The organism is Pseudomonas sp. MPR-R2A5 (assembly GCF_058793055.1).
The window spans coordinates 20,591-39,922 of the sequence record NZ_JBXAFK010000001.1; the positions used below are offsets into that span (position 1 = coordinate 20,591).

A 19,332-nucleotide genomic window follows, 5' to 3' on the forward strand; every position below is an offset into this window, starting at 1 on the left:
GTCAGGCTTCATCGAGTCGGGCGGCCAGGGCTTCGACCTGCTCCTGACGCTCGGCCTGGCTCAATTTGGCGTTTGGGTTGAGGGACGACCATTGCGGGTGAGCGCGGGCCTTGTGCAAGGCTTCCGGCAGCTTGCCTTCACGCCAGGTCTTGTCCTGCGGCGTGTCGACCTTGATGCTGTGCATCGCCGCATGACCGCGCAGGTTAAGGGCCTTGAGCAACTGGCGTTGGCGCAGGGCGAGCAGGCGCAGCACGCTATCGTCGACGGTCAGCTCACGCTGGCCTTTGATTTTGCCCAGCAGTCGGCTGCCATAGCTGCGCGCGGTTTGCAGTGCGCCGCCGGCAATCGCGCCGGCCAGGGCGGCGGCGCCAAGCGTCAGGCCACCGACCAGCAGGTCCACACCGGCACCCGCGGCAGCGCCTGCGGCGATGCCACCTCCGACGCGCACGCCGAGTTGCTTGAGGGTTTCCGGGTTGAACAGGTCATCACCCCAGCGGCCGTCGAGCAAGGGCAGGTCGCTGGCGGCGGCATCCTGGGGGCGGAAGCCGAATAGTTTGAGCAGGGCTTCCACGCATTTTTGTTCGCGCTGGCGCACCGCTTTGCGCAGGTCACCGATGGCTTGCTGTTCGTCTTCGGTGACCACGCTGCGGCGGCAAGCGGCGCAGTCGATCAGCAATTCGGCAATCAACCGCGCAGCGCTTTGCTGACGAGCCTGGCGTTGGGCGTGTTGATCGAGAATCAGCCTTTCCAGTTGCGGCCGCGCGTTTTCCAGCAGCAGGGCAAGGCTTTCATACAAGCGCCGTTCGCCGTCTTCCGGCGGCGCCACGCTGTCAAAGCGCACCAGCGCATGCAGGCCGAGGCGGGCCAGGGCTTCGCGCCAGTCCGGCTCGCGGTGGTCGTTGCTGCTGACAAAGTTGAGTACGGGCAGCAGCGGTTTGCCGCAACTGGCCAGCACTTGCAGTTCATCGCGATACTTGGCCAGCACCGGCTCGCGGGCGTCGATCACATACAGGCCGGCGTCGGAGGCGAGCAACTGGCGCAGCACCTTGGCTTCCTGTTCGAACCGCTGGCGCGCTTCGCTGCCGTCCAGAAACCGCACCAGGCGTGCAGGGCCGTCCAGGCGTTCGCCGGGGCGTTCCAGGCGCTCCAGGTAGTCGAGCAGGGCGATGGCATCTTCCAGGCCGGGGGTGTCGTAAAGCTCCAGCAAGGCTTCGCCATCCACCGACAAACGCGCGCCTTCGACATGGCGTGTGGTGCTGGGGCGATGGGAGACTTCGCCGAAGCCGACGTCACGGGTCAGCGTGCGCAGCAGGGAGGTCTTGCCGACGTTGGTGTGGCCGACCACGGCGAGTTTCAGCGGTTTAGTCATGACCGGTCTCCAGCCAGTTCAGCGGCGCGCAATCGGCGAACGGTAGTTCAAGCTGTTGCAGCGCGGCGTGCCAGTCGCCCAGGCGCTCGGCATCCAGCGCCTGGCCGGGCGGGGCTTGCAGCAGCCACACCCGGGTAGCGCTGGCGCTGCGTGCCAGCTCGGCGATCAGCGCCAGGCTGCCGCGGTCCGGCGAGCGGCGTGGATCGCAGGCGATGGCCAGGCGCGCAGGTGGAAAGCGGGCGAGTTGTTCCAGCAGCTTGTTGCGCGATTCGCGGCTGTCGAGGATGCCGGCGTTCTTGACGCTGGAGGGCAGCTTGGGCGGCCAGGGGTGCTGGTCGTCCAGCTCGATGGCCACCAGCAGCGCGCCATCGCTTTCCAATTCACTGACGCCGCCGCTGACGTGGTGCAGCTGTTCGGGCGCGGCATCGTTGACCCCAAGGCGCTCGCTGCTCGGCATCAGGCGTTCGCGCAACTGGCTGTAGCCGGGCAGGTTGAGGTCCAGGCGCAGGGCGGCGCGCCCGCGTTTCCAGCGCCACAGGCACAGCAGGGCGAGGATCAAGCGGGGCATCAAGCCATAGACCAGCAGCACGCCCACCAGCCAGGCGGCCCAGGCTTGGCGGGCGCTTTCGATATTCAGCGCGGAATCGCCGCTGGCGCGGATCATGTCGACGGTTGGCACATTGAAGCCCAGCAGGGCGGGCAGGGTGCCGAGGGCCTGGGTGACGGCGACAAAGGTATCGGCGCCCAGAATGGTGGTTTCCCACACAAAGCCGTAGCGGCGGGTAGCGAGCAGCGTCAGCAGAATCACCAGGGCACTGAGCAGCGCCAACACCCACAGGCTGTTGACCAGCACACCGACCGCCCAGCGATTGAGTTTCTGTCGTTGCAGCAGCAGTAAAAGCGCTGGCGCCAGTTGTGCGGCCTTGGCGTCACGGGCGAGCTTTTCGCTGAGCCACAACCACAGTCGCCCAAGGCTGGCGCTGTGTTCGCCGGCAAACAGCAGGCCCAAAGCCCAGCTGATTAACAGGATCAGGTTTAAGCCGAGCAGGCTGCCCAGGGCCCAGAATACGTTCACCGGGATCAAGCCGTTACCCAGCGCGGCAAAGGCCAGGCCGGCACCGCTGATCACTGCGACTATTGCCAGCAGCAGCAGCGCCAGGCGCGCACCTTGCAGCCAGCGAGCAAGGGCGGCCGTCAGGCCATCGCGCTCGGCCAGGTGCAGAGCGCGCTGCTGGATGCGCGTCGGCAGATCGCCGCCGGCCGTACGGGCCAGGCGGTTGGCTTCGAGGTCTTCCAAGGGGCCGGCGTGTTCTTCACGCAGGCGCACGGTTTCCGTCAGCCAGAGTGTGTGCAGGGGGGTCAGTGCAGTCACGCGCCGTCCTGTTGTGTTCGTGAGCCTGGAGCATAACCGCTGTGCACCTGGTTGGGGTACGCGGCGTGCTGCTCTGGTATTCTCGTCGCCATGAAAAAAACTCTCCCTTTAAGCCTGATCGCAGCCCTCGGTGAAAACCGTGTGATCGGCGTCGACAACAGCATGCCCTGGCATTTGCCGGGGGATTTCAAATATTTCAAGGCCACCACCCTGGGCAAGCCGATCATCATGGGGCGCAAGACCTGGGATTCCCTGGGCCGACCGCTGCCGGGGCGCTTGAACATTGTGGTCAGTCGTCAGACCGATCTGGCGCTTGAAGGTGCGGAAGTTTTTCCGTCACTCGATGCCGCCGTGGCGCGGGCTGAGGCCTGGGCGCTGGAGCAGGGCGTGGATGAGCTGATGCTGATCGGCGGCGCGCAGCTGTATGAGCAGGGGCTGGCGCAGGCGGATCGCCTGTATTTGACGCGGGTGGCGTTGAGCCCGGATGGGGATGCGTGGTTTCCGGATTTTGATACGAACCAGTGGACGTTGGTCTCCAATCTGCCGAACCCAGCCGAAGGTGATAAGCCGGCTTACACCTTCGAAGTCTGGGAAAAAGTCTAAAAGCATCGGGGGCAAGCCCCCTCCCACAGTTGATCGAGTTCCAACATGAGAATGCGGTCGAATGTGGGAGGGGGCTTGCCCCCGATAGCGGCCTATCAGGCCTGCGCTAATTCGGCATGCTCATCGGCATCCAACAACGCTTTATCCGTCTGCTGCATGATCTGGCTGGTAATCGCCCCCGCTGTCATCGAACCATTCACGTTCAACGCCGTGCGGCCCATGTCGATCAGCGGCTCCACGGAAATCAGCAGCGCCACCAGTGACACCGGCAAGCCCATGGCTGGCAATACGATCAGTGCGGCGAATGTCGCACCGCCACCCACGCCCGCCACACCGGCCGAGCTTAAGGTCACAATGGCCACCAGGGTCGCGATCCACAGCGGGTCCAGCGGGTTGATGCCCACGGTCGGCGCGACCATCACCGCCAACATGGCAGGGTACAGGCCGGCGCAGCCGTTCTGGCCGATGGTGGCGCCGAACGAGGCGGCGAAACCGGCGATGGAGTGCGGGATCCCCAGGCGACGGGTCTGCGCTTCGATGCTCAGCGGGATCGCCGCCGCGCTGGAGCGGCTGGTAAAGGCAAAGGTCAGCACCGGCCACACCTTGCGGAAGAAGCGCAGCGGGTTGATCCCGGCCAGCGACAGCAGCAGGCCATGCACCACGAACATCAGCCCCAGGGCCAGGTACGAGACCACGACAAAACTGCCGAGCTTGATGATGTCTTGCAGGTTGGAGCTGGCGACCACCTTGGTCATCAGCGCCAATACACCGTAGGGCGTCAGCTTCATCACCAGGCGCACCAGGCGCATCACCCAGGCTTGCAGGGTGTCGATGGCGTTGAGCACTTTCTGGCCTTTCTCCACGTCATCCTTGAGCAGTTGCAGCGCGGCAACCCCTAGGAATGCGGCGAAGATCACCACACTGATGATCGACGTCGGCTTGGCCCGCGCCAGGTCGGCGAACGGGTTGGCCGGCACGAATGAGAGCAGCAACTGCGGGATATTCAGGTCGGCGACCTTGCCCGCGTAATCGCTCTGGATGACTTGCAGGCGCGCCATTTCCTGGGTGCCGGCCACCAGGCCTTCGGCGGTGAGGCCGAACAGGTTGGTCAGGCCGATGCCGATCAGGGCTGCAATCGCCGTGGTGAACAGCAGCGTGCCGATGGTCAGGAAGCTGATCTTGCCCAGGGACGCGGCGTTATGCAGGCGCGCCACGGCACTGAGGATCGAGGCGAACACCAGCGGGATCACGATCATCTGCAGCAACTGCACATAACCATTGCCGACCAGGTCGAACCAGCCGATGGAGGCCTTGAGCACCGGGTTGCCGGCGCCATAAATGGCGTGCAGGGCCACACCGAACGCCACGCCCAGTACCAGGGCGAACAGAACCTTCTTGGCGAGGCTCCAGTGGGTGCGACGGGTTTGTGCCAGGCCCAATAGCAAGGCCACGAACACCAGTAAGTTGAGAATCAGGGGCAGATTCATTGAAGCTCCGTTGAGAAGGCAGCCAATCGCGTGAGCCTGCGATTGCGAACCGGGAAGCCTAACAGCTTGAAATATAATGATTTAATACCGATATGGAATGGCGTCTGTCGTTTTTGGAATAAGCGTTTGACGCTCAGGCACATGCCATTGGCGCAATCGCGATGGAGGCGGTCGTGCTCGGGCGGTAACTGTCACAGAGATTTGTTAGCGTCGATGTCTTTCACTCAGGGAGACAACGCCTATGAAGCTCGTATCGAAACTACTGGTATCCGCCGCATTCTGCCTAGGCCTCGCCAGCCAGGCGTTCGCCGCCACCGAGTTGAAGCACTGGCCGGCACCCGCCGCCAAGCAACTGGACGAAATGATCGCCGCCAATGCCAACAAAGGTAACTTTGCGGTGTTCGACATGGACAACACCAGCTATCGCTACGACCTCGAAGAGTCCCTGCTGCCCTACATGGAAAACAAGGGCCTGATCACCCGCGACACGCTCGACCCGTCGCTCAAGCTCATCCCGTTCAAAGACACCGCCGACCATAAGGAAAGCCTGTTCAGTTACTACTATCGCCTCTGCGAAGTGGACGACATGGTCTGCTACCCGTGGGTCGCCCAAGTGTTTGCAGGTTTTACCCTCAAGGAGCTCAAGGTTCAGGTCGATGAGTTGATGGCCTCCGGCAAGCCGGTACCGGTCAGCTACTTCGAAGGCGACGTGGTGAAGAACTCCGAAGTACAGCCGCCGAAAGTCTTCACCGGCCAGGCCGAGCTGTACAACAAACTGATGGAAAACGGCATCGAGGTGTACGTGATGACCGCTGCCTCGGAAGAGCTGGTGCGCATGGTCGCCGCCGATCCGAAGTACGGCTATAACGTCAAGCCCGAGAACGTCATCGGCGTGACCACCTTGCTCAAGGACCGCAAGACCGGCGAGCTGACCACGGCGCGCAAGCAGATCAGCGCCGGTAAATATGACGAGAAAGCCAACCTCGGCCTGGAACTGACCCCGTACCTGTGGACCCCCGCCACCTGGATGGCCGGCAAACACGCCGCAATCCTGACCTACATCGACGAATGGAAAAAACCAGTGATCGTCGGTGGCGATACCCCGACCAGCGACGGCTACATGCTGTTCCACGATGTGGACGTGGCCAAGGGCGGCATCCATCTGTGGGTCAACCGCAAGGACAAGTACATGACCCAGCTCAACGGCATGATCGCCAAGCACGCGGCAGCGCAGGCCAAGGAAGGGTTGCCGGTGACGGCGGACAAGAACTGGGTGATCGTCAAGCCTGACGAAATCCAGTAACGGGCCGAATGCGGTCAGAAATGTGGGAGGGGGCTTGCCCCCGATAGCGGTGGGTCAGCTGTGGATGTATCTACTGACACGCTGCCATCGGGGCAAGCCCCCTCCCACAGTTGATCTTCAGTGTTTTGAAGAGTTGTTCCAGGCAAAAAAAATGCCCCGCACTTGGCGGGGCATTTTTATGCGCGAGGCTTACAGGCCGTCGAGCATCGCCTTGTTACGCACGGCACCCTTGTCGGCACTGGTGGCCAGCAGGGCATAGGCTTTCAGCGCCGTGGTGACTTTGCGCGGACGCTTCTCCACCGGTTTCCAGCCTTTCTTGTCCTGCTCGACCCGGCGCGCAGCCAGTTCTTCGTCGCTGATCAACAGGTTGATCGAACGGTTTGGAATGTCGATCAGCACCTTGTCGCCATCCTGCACCAGGCCGATCGCGCCGCCAGCAGCGGCTTCCGGCGAAGCGTGGCCGATGGACAGGCCCGAGGTGCCGCCGGAGAAGCGGCCGTCGGTCAGCAGGGCACAGGCTTTGCCCAGGCCCTTGGATTTCAGGTAGGACGTCGGGTAGAGCATCTCCTGCATACCCGGGCCGCCTTTCGGGCCTTCGTAGCGGATGATCACGATGTCGCCTTCCTTGACTTCGTCGGCGAGGATGCCGCGTACCGCGCTGTCCTGGCTTTCGAAGATCTTGGCGTTGCCTTCGAACACGTGGATCGACTCATCCACGCCGGCGGTTTTCACCACGCAGCCGTCCAGGGCGATGTTGCCGTACAGCACAGCAAGGCCGCCCTCTTTCGAGTAGGCGTGCTCGACGCTGCGGATGCAGCCGTTTTCACGGTCGTCGTCGAGGGTGTCCCAGCGGGTCGACTGGCTGAACGCGGTCTGGGTCGGGATACCCGCCGGGCCGGCCTTGAAGAAGGTGTGCACGGCTTCGTCGTCCGTGAGGGTGATGTCCCACTTGGCGATGCCTTCGGCGAGGGACTTGCTGTGTACGGTCGGCAGGTCGGTGTGCAGCAGGCCGCCACGGGCCAGGGAGCCCAGGATGGAGAAGATCCCGCCGGCGCGGTGCACGTCTTCCATGTGGTACTTCTGGATGTTCGGCGCGACCTTGCACAGTTGCGGCACGTGGCGGGACAGGCGGTCGATGTCGCGCAGGTCGAAATCGATCTCGGCTTCCTGGGCCGCGGCCAGCAAGTGCAGGATGGTGTTGGTGGAACCGCCCATGGCGATGTCCAGGGTCATGGCGTTTTCGAACGCCTTGAAGTTGGCGATATTGCGCGGCAATACCGACTCATCGTTCTCGCCGTAGTAACGCTTGCACAGCTCGACGATGGTGCGGCCGGCCTGCAGGAACAGTTGCTCGCGGTCGCTGTGGGTGGCCAGTGTCGAACCGTTGCCCGGCAAGGCCAGGCCCAGGGCTTCCACCAGGCAGTTCATCGAGTTGGCGGTGAACATGCCGGAGCATGAGCCGCAGGTCGGGCAGGCGCTGCGCTCGTATTCCGCGACCTTCTCGTCAGAAGCGCTGGAATCGGCGGCGATGACCATGGCGTCCACCAGGTCGAGGCCGTGGGAGGCCAGCTTGGTCTTGCCGGCTTCCATCGGGCCGCCGGAGACGAAGATCACCGGCACATTCAGGCGCAGGGCGGCCATCAGCATGCCGGGGGTGATCTTGTCGCAGTTCGAGATGCAGACGATGGCGTCGGCGCAGTGGGCGTTGACCATGTACTCGACGGAATCGGCGATGATCTCGCGGCTCGGCAGCGAGTACAGCATGCCGTCATGGCCCATGGCGATGCCGTCGTCCACGGCGATGGTGTTGAATTCCTTGGCCACGCCGCCAGCGCGTTCGATCTCGCGGGCGACCAGCTGGCCCAGGTCCTTGAGGTGCACGTGACCCGGTACGAACTGGGTGAACGAGTTGGCAATCGCGATGATCGGCTTTTTGAAGTCGTCATCTTTCATCCCAGTGGCCCGCCACAGTGCGCGGGCGCCGGCCATGTTGCGGCCGTGGGTGGATGTTTTCGAGCGGTAATCAGGCATTGGAGCACTCCGGGCGGCTAATCGGTATCAAAGGGGAGTGAGCTTCTATTGACGTCTGGAACACCCGAAAAATGGCACTGGTGTCCGGAAGTTGCCGCAAACGTGACGGGATCGCCGTGCGCATTGGCCTTGAGCTCATAAACCCGCCGGGGGATGACTGGCGATGAATAGGGCCGATTCTACACCGTCTTCCTGTAGGAGGGAGCTTGCTCGCGAAAAACGTCAACGATAACGCAGCGCTATCAGATGGCCCGAGTCGTCTATGAGTTTTTCGCGAGCGAGCTCGCTCCTACAGGGACCGGACATATTCAGAACCACTGTTTAAAAGGTCAGTCGACGCCGCTACGCCTACCGTTTCTCCTCCATTCACAGAAGAGGACGAAGGAATGTCCACCCAGCAACATGCACATCGGCTGCGTACCGGGCGCTATTCGGAGTCAGGCCAAATTTACCTGATCACTGCGGTTACCCATCAACGGCAATGGGTCTTTCAGGACTGGCGCGTCGGTCGGTTGCTTGTCAGTGAATTCAGGGCGGCTCAGGACAAGGGTGAGGCGACTTCGCTGGCCTGGGTGGTCATGCCTGACCATTTCCATTGGCTGGTCGAGTTGCATAACGGCGACTTGCCAAGGCTGATGCGAATCACCAAGTCGCGAAGTGCCCGTGCCATCAACCAGGCCAGGTGTTCGTTCGGGACCCTATGGCAAAAAGGTTACTTCGACCGCGCACTGCGTCGGGAGGAAGATCTGAAAGCAATGGCCCGCTATATCGTGGCCAATCCCTTGCGTGCAGGGCTAGTCGAGCATATCGGCCAGTACCCGCTATGGGACGCCATCTGGTTGTGACCTCTTCTCCCCTGTAGGAGCGAGCTTGCTCGCGAAAAGCGTCAACGATGACGCAGCGCTATCAGATGGCCCGAGTCGTCTATGAGTTTTTCGCGAGCGAGCTCGCTCCTACAGGGGGACAGTGTCAGTGTCCGACCCGCGCATTGGTCAGCCAACCCCACAGGCTGAAGATGATAAAGCTCACGGCAATCGTCATCAGCAAATGACTGCCGGTTTGCGCAAGCGCTGCGCTGCTGACGGCGGCGGTGAAGAACATGATGCTATTTCCTGCTGATGCTGCTGTGCCCGCGCTGCTTGAAAACAACAGCATCGCCGCCGAAATTGCGGCGGGACGAATCAGGGTGACCGCCAGTGCGCTGATCATCATCGGAATGAGCAGGGTCACTGTGGTAATGGCTTCAAAGATGATAATCAGCGCCAGCAGCACACCCGCGACCAGCAACAACCCAAGACCGATATTGATTTGCCGGGACAGCGCGATAAGTTTTTGCAGGTACGAGGCTGCCACTCCGCCGAGGAGATAAGCCGCGCCGTACACCATCAGCACCAGCGCGTACTGATATTCGGAAAGCTTCAGCGCATCCATGAAAATCAGCGGTGTCACGCTGATCAAGGCGAAGTAGCAGGCAAACACCAGGGCGGCGATCCACCAGTAGCGCAGGAAGTCGCGATTGGCCGCGACCGCCTTGAGCGTGCCTGGGATCGAGACGGGCGCGCTGTGAGGGCTGGCAGCCTTGGAAGGCAGGATGCAAAACGCATGGAGAAACATGCCCAATGCCATGAGTGCGAACGCATAGAAGCTCCCTTGCCAGTCGAAGGTGGTTTGCAGCCAGGAGCCGATCAGCGGTGACAAGGCGACAAACGAGCCGCTCAGGGTCATGTAATAGAGGCGCACCCGGACTCGGTCCTGTTCGTCGAACAGGTCTTCCACCAGTGCATGGCCCAATACAAAGAATCCACAGCCCATGGCCTGCACCGCGCGAAACAGCAGGAAGGTCAGGTAATTCGACGCCAGTGCGCAGCCTATTGCTCCGACAATCGACAACGTGATGCAGCCGAGCAGCACGTTCTTGCGCCCCCATTTATCCGAAAGCGGACCGGTGACCAGTTGAGAGATGGAAAAGACCAGGGTGAACAGGCTGATGGACAGCGCGATGTCTGCGCTGGGCGTGTCAAACCGGGTTGCCAGCGCGGGGAAAGAGGGCAGTAGGATGTTGATAGGGAAGAAGCTGATCAGTGAAATGCAGGTGATGAGGATAAAGCGGGAGAGGGTGGGCCCAGACATTGCTTTTGTTTTCCGGAGTAAAACCAGAAACCGATACTAGTCTGCGAAAGATGGAATTCAATCAAATCTATTGTGCGAAGCGTCCCGTATTGGTGTACGCCGCCCCTGTAGGAGCGAGCTTGCTCGCGAAAAACGTCAACGATAACGCAGTGCTATCAGGTAGCCCGCGTCGTCTATGAGTTTTTCGCGAGCAAGCCCGCTCCTACAGGGGGACGGTTTCGGTATTTAGCTATTGGGCAACAACCGGCACGTAATGCTCTTGATATAGCGCGTCTCGACAATCGCCGGATGCACCGGGTGATCCGGACCCTGGCCGCCGCGCTCGAGCATCTGGATATTGCGGTCCAGGTGACGGGCGCTGGTCAGCAGGATGTTTTGCAGGTCGTCTTCCGGCAGGTGCATGGAGCATGAGGCGCTGACGAGGATGCCGTCCTTGCTGAGCAGGCGCATGGCTTGCTCGTTGAGGCGGCGGTAGGCGCCTTCGCCGTTTTTCATGTCTTTTTTGCGTTTGATGAAGGCCGGTGGGTCGGCGACGATCACGTCGAAGCGTTCTTCGCTGGCTTTGAGTTCCTTCAGGGCTTCGAAGACGTCGCCTTCGATGCAGGTCATTTTCTCGGCGACACCATTGAGCGCGGCGTTGCGCTCGACGCCGTCGAGGGCGAAGGCCGAGGCGTCGACGCAGAATACTTCAGTGGCGCCGAAGGCTGCCGCTTGCACGCCCCAGCCACCGATGTAGCTGTACAGGTCGAGTACACGTTTGCCTTTGGCATACGGCGCCAGGCGCGCGCGGTTCATGCGGTGGTCGTAGAACCAGCCGGTTTTCTGGCCCTGGATCACCGGGGCTTCGAATTTCACGCCGTTCTCTTCCAGCGCGACCCACTCCGGCACCAGGCCGAACACGGTCTCGACGTAGCGGTTGAGGCCTTCGGCATCGCGCGCGGCGGAGTCATTCTTGAACAGGATGCCGCTCGGCTTGAGCACTTGGGTCAAGGCGGCGATCACGTCTTCTTTATGGGCTTCCATGGTCGCCGAGGCGATCTGTACCACCAGGATGTCGCCGAAACGGTCGACCACCAGGCCTGGCAACAGGTCGGAATCGCCGTAGACCAGGCGGTAGAACGGCTTGTCGAACAGGCGGTCGCGCAGGGACAGGGCGACGTTGAGGCGGTGCACCAGCAGCGATTTGTCCAGGGGCAACTTGATGTCACGCGACAGCAGGCGTGCGCAGATCAGGTTGTTCGGGCTCATGGCCACGATGCCCAGGGTCTTGCCGCCGGCCGCTTCCAGGATGGCCTGGTCGCCTGCCTGGAAGCCGTGAAGAGGTGTGGCGGCCACGTCGATTTCGTTGCTGTAGACCCACAGGTGGCCGTTGCGCAAACGACGATCGGCGTTGGCTTTGAGACGCAGGCTTGGCAGGGACATGACGTCGCTCCGGAAAAAAGAGCGGGAGTATACCGTGTTGTGTAGGAAATGGCCGGGCTGCCGGATGTGCGGGAAGGTGTCGGCGCGCCGTGGATAAGGGTTAGAATCTCCGCCTAGCCCAGAGTATGCACTTATGTCCCCAGAGCTTTCCGCCGAACAGATCCAACAGGCCTTGCAAGGCATCAGCGTACCGCCTCAGCCGCAAATCATGGTGGATTTGCAGATGGAGCAGTACATGCCCGATCCGGACCTGGAAGTGATTGCGCGGCTGATTTCCCAGGATCCAGGCCTTTCCGGTGCGCTGTTGAAGATCGTCAACTCGTCGTATTACGGCTTGAGCAACAAGATCGCTTCGATCCAGCGCGCGGTTAACCTGTTGGGGAGCCGTTCGATCATCAACCTGATCAACGCATTGTCGATCAAAGGCGAGATGAGCGACGATACCATCGTTACGCTCAATCGTTTCTGGGACACCGCCCAGGATGTGGCGATGACCTGCCTGACCCTGGCCAAGCGCACCGGTTCCCAAGCAGTCGACGAGGCTTATGCCTTGGGCCTGTTCCACGACTGCGGCGTGCCGTTGATGCTCAAGCGCTTCCCCGACTACATGGCGGTGCTCGAAGAGGCCTACGCCAACGCCGGCGCCGATTGCCGGGTAGTCGACACCGAGAACAATGCGTTCAACACCAACCACGCCGTGGTCGGCTACTACACGGCCAAGTCCTGGCGCCTGCCGGAGCATGTGACCGATGCCATCGCCAACCACCACAATGCCCTGGCGATCTTCAGCGATGAGTCGTCGCGCAATCCGCAGCTGAAAAACCTGCTGGCGATCCTGAAAATGGCCGAGCACATCTGCTCGTCCTACCGCGTGTTGGGCAACCAGGCGGAGGACCATGAGTGGAACGCCATTGGCCACCTGGTGCTGGACTACGTGGGCCTGTCGGACTACGACTTCGAAAGCATGAAGCTGTCGATCCGCGAGCTGGGCGCGCACTGATCCCCCCTTCAAGAGGTCCACATGCCCGAGTTACCTGAAGTCGAAACCACCCGGCGCGGGATCGCGCCGCACCTGGAAGGCCAGCGGGTCAGCCGCGTCGTGGTGCGCGAACGGCGCCTGCGCTGGCCGATCCCGGAAGACCTGGATGTGCGCCTGTCCGGGCAGCGTATCGTGCTGGTGGAACGACGGGCCAAGTACCTGTTGATCAACGCCGAAGTGGGCACCTTGATCAGCCACCTGGGCATGTCCGGTAACCTGCGCCTGGTGGAGGTCGGCATGCCGGCGGCCAAGCATGAGCATGTGGACATCGAGCTTGAATCCGGCCTGGCCCTGCGTTACACCGACCCTCGGCGTTTCGGCGCAATGCTCTGGAGCCAGGACCCGCATAACCACGAACTGCTGCTGCGCCTGGGGCCGGAGCCGTTGACCGAGCTGTTCGACGGTGAGCGTTTGTTTCAACTGTCTCGCGGCAAGTCGATGGCGGTGAAACCGTTCATCATGGACAACGCGGTGGTGGTCGGCGTGGGCAATATCTATGCGACTGAGGCGTTGTTTGCGGCGGGGATTGATCCGCGTCGCGCCGCCGGCGGCATTTCACGCGGGCGTTATTTGAAGCTGGCGATCGAGATCAAGCGCATTCTGGCGGCGGCGATCGAGCGTGGCGGCACCACGTTGCGCGACTTTATCGGCGGTGACGGGCAGCCGGGGTATTTCCAGCAGGAATTGTTCGTCTACGGCCGGGGTGGCGAGGCGTGCAAGGTCTGTGGGAGCGAATTGCGCAACGTGGTGCTGGGGCAACGGGCGAGTGTGTTTTGCCCCAAGTGCCAGAGTTGATTGCGGTGTAAAGGCTGATATCGCTATCGGGGGCAAGCCCTCTCCCACATTTTGAGGGTATTCACAAATCAAAGTGTGGGAGGGGGCTTGCCCCCGATGAGGTCCTTACAGGCACTAAAGAAGCTCAAGCCTTACCGGTAATCTTCCGGTACTTCTCCATCAACTGCGCTTCAGTCTCGGGGTGTGCCTCATCCAGCGGAATGCAATCCACCGGGCACACCTGCTGGCACTGGGGTTCGTCGTAGTGGCCGACGCACTGGGTGCACAGGTTGGGGTCGATCACATAGATCTCTTCGCCTTGTGAAATCGCAGCGTTCGGGCACTCAGGTTCGCAGACGTCGCAGTTGATGCAATCGTCGGTGATGATCAGGGACATGGAAACTCCTGCCAGGGCTGTCAGCCAAGGCATCTGAAAACGAATGCGCGCAATTGTGCCGCATTGGCGCCCGCAGTGCGAGTGCACATGACCTGTGGCCGTCCGGCATGTCGTGTAGAGGACTACTTTGTTGCTGTGGCGAGCGGGCTTGCCCCGCGTTGGGCTGCGTAGCGGCCCCAATAAAGGCACTGCGTAGTTTCAGGCAGAATCTGGTCGCCTGGTTTTAGGGCCGCTGCGCAGCCCAACGCGGGGCAAGCCCGCTCGCCACAGTCAAACCCGGCTTGCCAATAAGAGCATTACTTCTTGAAGCGCAGCGTCAGTGCATCCGCCACGGCCGGGTGGACGAACTTGGTGATATCCCCTCCCAATGCGGCGATTTCACGGACCAGCGTCGAGGAAATGAACGAATAACGTTCCGACGGCGTGAGGAACAGGCTTTCCACGTCCGGCGCCAGTTGGCGATTCATGTTGGCCAGCTGGAATTCGTATTCGAAGTCCGACACCGCACGCAAGCCGCGCAGGAACACATTGGCGTTCTGCTCCTTGGCGAAGTGCGCCAGCAACGTCGAGAAGCCCACCACTTCAACGTTAGGCAGGTGCTTGGTGACCTCACGCGCCAGCTCCACGCGCTGTTCCAGGGGAAACAGCGGGTTTTTCTTGGGGCTGGCCGCGACCGCGATGATCACGTGGTCGAACAAGCGTGAGGCACGTTCGACCAGATCGCCATGGCCTTTGGTAATCGGGTCGAAGGTACCTGGGTACAACACTCGGTTCATCGCGTCGTCCTGGCGGAGTCCGTTGGGGAACCGGATGGTATCGCAGCCATCCCGGTCGGCCAAGTCAACTTATGCAGAAGAAAGCACTATAGACACCCCGAATACCGGCTTTTTTCATGCTGTTTTCAGACGTTCGGCCAATGCCGACGCCAGTTGCGCGGTCAATCCATACACCGACAACTGCGGGTTGGCGCCAATGCTGGTGGGGAACAGCGAGCCATCATGGATCGACAGATTGCGCAGCTGGTGATGGCGACCGAGGCTGTCGGCCACGGCACTTTTCGGGTCTTCGCCCATGGCGCAACCGCCCATCACATGGGCGCTGCCCAGGCAGGTGCGGTGCAATTCCAGGTTAAGGCCGTCGATCAGGCTACGGGCTTCGGCCAGGGTCTTCACATACTGCGCATCGTGATGCAGCGGCTTGACCGACTTGGCACCTGCCGCGAACTGGATCTCGGCCATGCTGTGGAAGGCGCGGCGCAGGCCGTCCCAGGCGTAGTCCGACACCTGATAGTCGAGCACCGGCGTACCGTCACCGCGCAATTCCACGCTGCCACCGGGGCTATCGGGATGGAAACCGTCGCGCAGCAAGGCGAGCATGGCGTGAGTGTGGGGCAATTGGCTCATGTCCAGGGCGTTCTGGGTGCCGTAGCCGCCGAGCAGGGTGCTGGCCAGCGCCGGGTGCAGCGGCGGTGCTTCCAGTTTGTAGGACATTTTGCCGGTGGTGCCGTCCTGCCATTGGAAGTGGTCGGAATAGATCGACTGTGGCGCACCGTAGAAGGGGTTGATCACCTCATCGAACAGCCCCGCGGAGAAATTCACCAAGTGCAAAAACGTACGCTTGCCCAGCCGTGAATGCGGGTCAGGGGCGTTCGAGCGCATCAGCAGTGCCGGACTATTGATGCCGCCACCCGCGAGTACGTAATGCTTGGCCTTGACCGTGATCTTGCGCCCGGTGGGGGCCACGCAGCGTTCGTCCATGGCCACGCATTCCAGGCTGCTGATCGTATCGCCGCTGTATCTCAGGCGCTCGGCGCGGGCCAGGTAGAGCAGTTCACCACCTTTCTCCAGGGTGGAGGGAATGGTGGTCACCAGCATCGACTGCTTGGCATTGACCGGGCAGCCCATGCCGCAATACCCCAGGTTGAAACAGCCGCGCACGTTGCGCGGGATCACATGCCAGCTGTAGCCGAGCTTCTCGCAACCTTTGCGGATCACATCGTTATTGGCGTTGGGCGGCATGGCCCAGGGTGCGATGCCCAGGCGCCGCTCCATCTTTTCGAACCACGGCGCCATCTCGGCACTGCTGTGGCCCCTGACCGCGTATTCGCTGGCCCAGTGGGCGAGGGTGGCGTCCGGGGTGCGAAAACTCGAGGTCCAGTTGATCAACGTCGTGCCGCCCACTGCCCGGCCTTGCAGGATGGTAATGGCGCCATCCTTACTCATGCGACCGATGCCCTCTTGGTACAGGCTGGCGTAAGCCTCATCTTCGAGCAGCTTGAAATCGCTGCTGGTCTTGAGCGGGCCTTCTTCGATCAGCAGCACTTTGTAGCCGGCGGCGCTGAGGATCTCAGCGGTGGTGCCGCCGCCGGCACCGCTGCCGATGATTGCGACGTCGGCATCCAGGGTCAGGTCGTTGTCCAGGGCGGCGCCGTTGTGGGTTTTCCAGCCACGGGCCAGGCCGTCGCGAAACAAATCGGGTACGGGCATAGAGGAGCACTCTTGTTTTTATGCGTTAAAGGCTAGGACGTTGCCGTCAATGTGGGCGCCGGAGAGCACGGCTAGATCTTCGGTGGCCCGGGGTAACCGCAATGTGCCCAGGACGCCGGTCGGAAGTACCAGGCCATGATCACCAGCTTGAGCAGCGAGCCCTGGCCCATGCGCAGCAGGTTCAGGTAGCTGTTTTCCCAGCGGTGCAGGAAGTTGCGGATTTGCTCGCTGCTGGCGTTTTCCCAACTGCCCCAGATGCCGGTCAGTGGGCCACGGGTGATGCCCATGCCGAGCACGTCGAACAACTGCTCGGTCAGCTTGAACATCTCCGGCGACAGGTGCTGCAGGCTGTAGTCGAGCTTTTTCAGCGTGTCTTCAATCCCGTTGGCGACTTCCTGGGCGCTGGCCACGCCTTCCAGCAGGACCGGGATCACCGCGCGCAGAAATGGCAAATCACTGGCACGCAGCATGGCGAAGCCGCTGGCCGGGGTGCTGCTGGAGCAGCCGCTGAGGCTGGCGCCCAGCCCGGCGGTGGCCAGGAAGGCACTGGCGCACAGGCCGATTTTCAAGACGCCGCGCCGCGACAGCGCGGGTGAATCAGTCAGGCTAGGGTTCATTGTTATTGTTATCCCGAGGGTGGCGGTATCAGCGAACGAACAGCTTCTGGATCAACTTCTGGATCGATTTGCCGTAGGGCGGGTAGATCAGCTTTGCCGCATTGAGGCGCTGTTTCACCAGTACCCCCTTGGCCTTGCTGAACGTGAGAAAACCTTCATGGCCATGGTAATGGCCCATGCCTGAAGGGCCGATCCCGCCAAAGGGCATGTCGTCCTGGGCGACGTGCAGCAGGGTGTCGTTCAGGCACACGCCACCGGAGTGGGTTTCGTGGAGCACGCGGTTCTGTTCGCGCTTGTTGTAGCCGAAGTAATACAGGGCCAGTGGGCGAGGGCGTTGGTTGATGTAGGCAAACGCCTGGTCGAGGCCGCGATAAGGCACGATCGGCAGCACAGGGCCGAAGATTTCATCCTGCATCACGGTCATGTCGTCACTGACATTCAACAGCAGGCTGTGGGCCATGCGCCGTGCCTGGTTCTGCTCGTACAGCGGGATCAGGGTGGCCCCCTTGTCGGTGGCGTCCTTTACGTAAGCATTCAGCCGGGCCAATTGCCGCTCGTTGATGATGGCGGTGTAGTCCGGGTTGTCGGCCAAGGTCGGATAAAACCCGCGAATCGCCTGGCTGTAAGCCTCGACAAAACCCTCGACGCGATCTTCCGGAACCAGCACGTAGTCCGGTGCCACACAGGTTTGCCCGGCATTCAGGGCCTTGCCGAACGCGATACGTTCGGCGGCGTCCTTGAGCGGCACATCCGCCGAGACGATGGCCGGGGACTTGCCGCCCAGCTCCAGCGTCACCGGCGTGAGGTGTTCGGCTGCGGCGCGCATCACATGCTTGCCAATGCTGGTGGCACCCGTGAACAGCAGGTGGTCGAAGCGCAGCCTGGAAAACGCCATGCCCACGTCGGCCTCGCCCAGCACCACACACACCAGGTCTTCAGGGAAGATCTTCGCCAGCAGGGTCTTGAGCAGCGCGCCGGTAGCGGGGGTGGACTCGCTCAGCTTGAGCATTACCCGGTTACCGGCCGCCAGGGCGCCGACCAGCGGGCCGATGGCCAGGTACAGCGGGTAGTTCCAGGGCACAATCACCCCGACCACGCCCAGCGGTTGGTAGATAACTTTGGCTGACGCGGGTTGGAAGGCTATACCTACAGCGCGGCGGGAAGGTTTCATCCAGCCCTTGAGGTGTTTACTGGCGTAGTGAATGCCATGCAGGCTGGGCATCAGCTCGGCGAACAGGGTTTCGTCTGCGCTGCGGTGGCTGAAGTCCTGGCTGATCGCGTTGATCAGCGCCTGACGTTCGTCGCTGAGCAACTCGCGCAGGGCCTTGAGCCATTGCTGGCGTTGCGCGGCCGGCGGCATCGGGTTGGCCACATAGGCGCGACGCTGGGCATCGAACAAGCCCTGGAGTTGGTCCAGTGCCTGGGAATCCTGGAGGTAGGCAACGTTGGCAGACATGGCGCAGTTCCCGATTGTTATAGGTCTGCCTGGATTTTTAGAGTCATTACTCTAAATTGTCAAATAACATTGCAGTAACATCCGGATTTATCCCAATCAGGATAGGCCGTAAGATGCCCGATCACGTGTACAGAAGCTGATCCCCTATGGCACCACGAGTAAAGACCAGCGAGCGCATTGTGCAAACCAGCCTGGAGCTTTTTAACCAGCAGGGCGAGCGTAGTGTCAGCACCAACCATATCGCCGCCCATATGGAAATTTCGCCGGGCAACCTGTACTACCACTTCCCCAACAAGCAAGCGATCATCGCCGTGCTGTTTCGCGAATATGAAGCGTTGGTCGACAGCTTCCTGCGCCCGCCCCAGGGGCGTGCAATGGTCGTGGAGGATAAGCGTTTCTACCTGCAGGCCGTATTAGCCGGGATGTGGCGCTACCGCTTCCTGCATCGCGACCTTGAACACTTGCTGGAAAGCGACCCGGAACTGGCCACCGGCTACCGGCGGTTTTCCCAGCGTTGCCTGATCCAGGGCGGCGCCATCTACCAGGGGTTTGTCGACGCCGGCATCCTTAATATGAACCCGGTGCAGACCGAAGCCCTGACCCTCAATGCCTGGATCATCCTCACCTCTTGGGTGCGTTTCTTGTGCACCACCAACGAAAATTCCACGCATTTGAGCGCCGAGGCAATCAAGCGCGGTGTGTACCAGGTGCTGGTGCTGGAGGCGGGGTTTGTCACGCCCCAGGCCAAAGAGGCGGTGGATGCATTGTTCAAAGAGTTTTACGTGCCGCTGAACCAGGCACTGGAAGAAGTGAAGTAGACCTTTCCCACCTGTATTTGTAGGAGTC

The 19,332-nt window shown here is 61.5% G+C and carries 17 protein-coding genes; 6 read left to right on the plus strand and 11 right to left on the minus strand.

The window, feature by feature from the left end; all coding sequences use genetic code 11:
• Window position 1: 1 nt before the first annotated feature.
• Together AC1Q6I_RS00100 and AC1Q6I_RS00105 are read right to left on the minus strand one after the other, a co-directional pair.
• On the minus strand, window positions 2-1,369 hold the full coding sequence (locus AC1Q6I_RS00100) for a DUF3482 domain-containing protein (protein ID WP_024077937.1): 1,368 nt from the start codon (window positions 1,367-1,369) through the stop codon (window positions 2-4).
• Window positions 1,362-2,741 (minus strand): DUF2868 domain-containing protein, encoded by a 1,380-nt coding sequence (locus AC1Q6I_RS00105; protein ID WP_069077226.1) that lies wholly within the window; start codon window positions 2,739-2,741, stop codon window positions 1,362-1,364. The genes AC1Q6I_RS00100 and AC1Q6I_RS00105 overlap by 8 nt, the downstream gene beginning before the upstream one ends.
• A gap of 90 nt (window positions 2,742-2,831) precedes the next feature.
• On the opposite strand from AC1Q6I_RS00105, the gene AC1Q6I_RS00110 reads away from it, so the two are divergent.
• Window positions 2,832-3,344 carry a dihydrofolate reductase gene (locus AC1Q6I_RS00110; protein WP_069077225.1) on the plus strand — a complete coding sequence of 171 codons (513 nt, stop codon included), beginning with the start codon at window positions 2,832-2,834 and terminating at the stop codon, window positions 3,342-3,344.
• 95 nt (window positions 3,345-3,439) lie between these two features.
• On the opposite strand, the gene AC1Q6I_RS00115 is transcribed toward AC1Q6I_RS00110, so the two are convergent.
• A complete protein-coding gene (locus AC1Q6I_RS00115; RefSeq protein WP_024077934.1) occupies window positions 3,440-4,831 on the minus strand; it encodes an L-cystine transporter in 1,392 nt (463 codons plus the stop codon).
• A 241-nt stretch (window positions 4,832-5,072) separates the two neighbouring features.
• Here AC1Q6I_RS00115 and AC1Q6I_RS00120 point away from each other — a divergent pair, with 241 nt between their 5' ends.
• The gene (locus AC1Q6I_RS00120; RefSeq protein ID WP_102624179.1) at window positions 5,073-6,134 is read left to right on the plus strand and encodes an HAD family hydrolase; all 1,062 of its coding nucleotides are present in this window, start codon (window positions 5,073-5,075) and stop codon (window positions 6,132-6,134) included.
• Window positions 6,135-6,323: 189 nt separating this feature from the next.
• On the opposite strand, the gene ilvD is transcribed toward AC1Q6I_RS00120, so the two are convergent.
• Complete coding sequence (gene ilvD, locus AC1Q6I_RS00125) at window positions 6,324-8,165, minus strand: dihydroxy-acid dehydratase (RefSeq protein WP_024077932.1); 1,842 nt, start codon at window positions 8,163-8,165, stop codon at window positions 6,324-6,326.
• A gap of 386 nt (window positions 8,166-8,551) precedes the next feature.
• Here ilvD and AC1Q6I_RS00130 point away from each other — a divergent pair, with 386 nt between their 5' ends.
• Window positions 8,552-9,010 carry an REP-associated tyrosine transposase gene (locus tag AC1Q6I_RS00130; RefSeq protein WP_102624178.1) on the plus strand — a complete coding sequence of 153 codons (459 nt, stop codon included), beginning with the start codon at window positions 8,552-8,554 and terminating at the stop codon, window positions 9,008-9,010.
• Window positions 9,011-9,134: 124 nt separating this feature from the next.
• On the opposite strand, the gene AC1Q6I_RS00135 is transcribed toward AC1Q6I_RS00130, so the two are convergent.
• Together AC1Q6I_RS00135 and AC1Q6I_RS00140 are read right to left on the minus strand one after the other, a co-directional pair.
• A complete protein-coding gene (locus AC1Q6I_RS00135; protein ID WP_024077931.1) occupies window positions 9,135-10,295 on the minus strand; it encodes an MFS transporter in 1,161 nt (386 codons plus the stop codon).
• 225 nt (window positions 10,296-10,520) lie between these two features.
• Window positions 10,521-11,717: a class I SAM-dependent rRNA methyltransferase gene (locus AC1Q6I_RS00140; protein WP_046381745.1), complete on the minus strand. Its 1,197-nt coding sequence runs from the start codon at window positions 11,715-11,717 to the stop codon at window positions 10,521-10,523.
• A gap of 133 nt (window positions 11,718-11,850) precedes the next feature.
• Here AC1Q6I_RS00140 and AC1Q6I_RS00145 point away from each other — a divergent pair, with 133 nt between their 5' ends.
• Window positions 11,851-12,717: an HDOD domain-containing protein gene (locus AC1Q6I_RS00145; protein WP_024077930.1), complete on the plus strand. Its 867-nt coding sequence runs from the start codon at window positions 11,851-11,853 to the stop codon at window positions 12,715-12,717.
• A 21-nt stretch (window positions 12,718-12,738) separates the two neighbouring features.
• Window positions 12,739-13,551 (plus strand): bifunctional DNA-formamidopyrimidine glycosylase/DNA-(apurinic or apyrimidinic site) lyase, encoded by an 813-nt coding sequence (gene mutM / locus AC1Q6I_RS00150; RefSeq protein ID WP_024077929.1) that lies wholly within the window; start codon window positions 12,739-12,741, stop codon window positions 13,549-13,551.
• Window positions 13,552-13,675: 124 nt separating this feature from the next.
• On the opposite strand, the gene AC1Q6I_RS00155 is transcribed toward mutM, so the two are convergent.
• From AC1Q6I_RS00155 to AC1Q6I_RS00175, 5 genes are all read right to left on the minus strand, one after another.
• Window positions 13,676-13,927: a YfhL family 4Fe-4S dicluster ferredoxin gene (locus AC1Q6I_RS00155; protein WP_010564414.1), complete on the minus strand. Its 252-nt coding sequence runs from the start codon at window positions 13,925-13,927 to the stop codon at window positions 13,676-13,678.
• A 296-nt stretch (window positions 13,928-14,223) separates the two neighbouring features.
• Window positions 14,224-14,703 (minus strand): pantetheine-phosphate adenylyltransferase, encoded by a 480-nt coding sequence (coaD, locus tag AC1Q6I_RS00160; protein ID WP_003176711.1) that lies wholly within the window; start codon window positions 14,701-14,703, stop codon window positions 14,224-14,226.
• A gap of 114 nt (window positions 14,704-14,817) precedes the next feature.
• Window positions 14,818-16,413 (minus strand): GMC family oxidoreductase, encoded by a 1,596-nt coding sequence (locus AC1Q6I_RS00165; RefSeq protein ID WP_102624177.1) that lies wholly within the window; start codon window positions 16,411-16,413, stop codon window positions 14,818-14,820.
• 71 nt (window positions 16,414-16,484) lie between these two features.
• Window positions 16,485-17,030, minus strand: a complete 546-nt coding sequence (locus AC1Q6I_RS00170) for a hypothetical protein (protein WP_024077927.1) — start codon at window positions 17,028-17,030, stop codon at window positions 16,485-16,487.
• A gap of 28 nt (window positions 17,031-17,058) precedes the next feature.
• A complete protein-coding gene (locus tag AC1Q6I_RS00175) occupies window positions 17,059-18,486 on the minus strand; it encodes a coniferyl aldehyde dehydrogenase (RefSeq protein ID WP_102624176.1) in 1,428 nt (475 codons plus the stop codon).
• Window positions 18,487-18,632: 146 nt separating this feature from the next.
• Between AC1Q6I_RS00175 and AC1Q6I_RS00180 the strand changes: the two genes are divergently transcribed.
• Window positions 18,633-19,304 (plus strand): TetR/AcrR family transcriptional regulator, encoded by a 672-nt coding sequence (locus AC1Q6I_RS00180; RefSeq protein WP_069077217.1) that lies wholly within the window; start codon window positions 18,633-18,635, stop codon window positions 19,302-19,304.
• Window positions 19,305-19,332 lie beyond the last annotated feature (28 nt).

Excerpts from the sequence above, each read along its gene's own strand:
- AC1Q6I_RS00100 (WP_024077937.1), bottom strand. The coding sequence starts at position 1,369 with ATGACTAAACCGCTGAAACTCGCCGTGGTCGGCCACACCAACGTCGGC.
- AC1Q6I_RS00110 (WP_069077225.1), top strand. The coding sequence starts at position 2,832 with ATGAAAAAAACTCTCCCTTTAAGCCTGATCGCAGCCCTCGGTGAAAAC.
- AC1Q6I_RS00115 (WP_024077934.1), bottom strand. The coding sequence starts at position 4,831 with ATGAATCTGCCCCTGATTCTCAACTTACTGGTGTTCGTGGCCTTGCTA.
- AC1Q6I_RS00120 (WP_102624179.1), top strand. The coding sequence starts at position 5,073 with ATGAAGCTCGTATCGAAACTACTGGTATCCGCCGCATTCTGCCTAGGC.
- ilvD (WP_024077932.1), bottom strand. The coding sequence starts at position 8,165 with ATGCCTGATTACCGCTCGAAAACATCCACCCACGGCCGCAACATGGCC.
- AC1Q6I_RS00130 (WP_102624178.1), top strand. The coding sequence starts at position 8,552 with ATGTCCACCCAGCAACATGCACATCGGCTGCGTACCGGGCGCTATTCG.
- AC1Q6I_RS00135 (WP_024077931.1), bottom strand. The coding sequence starts at position 10,295 with ATGTCTGGGCCCACCCTCTCCCGCTTTATCCTCATCACCTGCATTTCA.
- AC1Q6I_RS00140 (WP_046381745.1), bottom strand. The coding sequence starts at position 11,717 with ATGTCCCTGCCAAGCCTGCGTCTCAAAGCCAACGCCGATCGTCGTTTG.
- AC1Q6I_RS00145 (WP_024077930.1), top strand. The coding sequence starts at position 11,851 with ATGTCCCCAGAGCTTTCCGCCGAACAGATCCAACAGGCCTTGCAAGGC.
- mutM (WP_024077929.1), top strand. The coding sequence starts at position 12,739 with ATGCCCGAGTTACCTGAAGTCGAAACCACCCGGCGCGGGATCGCGCCG.
- AC1Q6I_RS00155 (WP_010564414.1), bottom strand. The coding sequence starts at position 13,927 with ATGTCCCTGATCATCACCGACGATTGCATCAACTGCGACGTCTGCGAA.
- coaD (WP_003176711.1), bottom strand. The coding sequence starts at position 14,703 with ATGAACCGAGTGTTGTACCCAGGTACCTTCGACCCGATTACCAAAGGC.
- AC1Q6I_RS00165 (WP_102624177.1), bottom strand. The coding sequence starts at position 16,413 with ATGCCCGTACCCGATTTGTTTCGCGACGGCCTGGCCCGTGGCTGGAAA.
- AC1Q6I_RS00170 (WP_024077927.1), bottom strand. The coding sequence starts at position 17,030 with ATGAACCCTAGCCTGACTGATTCACCCGCGCTGTCGCGGCGCGGCGTC.
- AC1Q6I_RS00175 (WP_102624176.1), bottom strand. The coding sequence starts at position 18,486 with ATGTCTGCCAACGTTGCCTACCTCCAGGATTCCCAGGCACTGGACCAA.
- AC1Q6I_RS00180 (WP_069077217.1), top strand. The coding sequence starts at position 18,633 with ATGGCACCACGAGTAAAGACCAGCGAGCGCATTGTGCAAACCAGCCTG.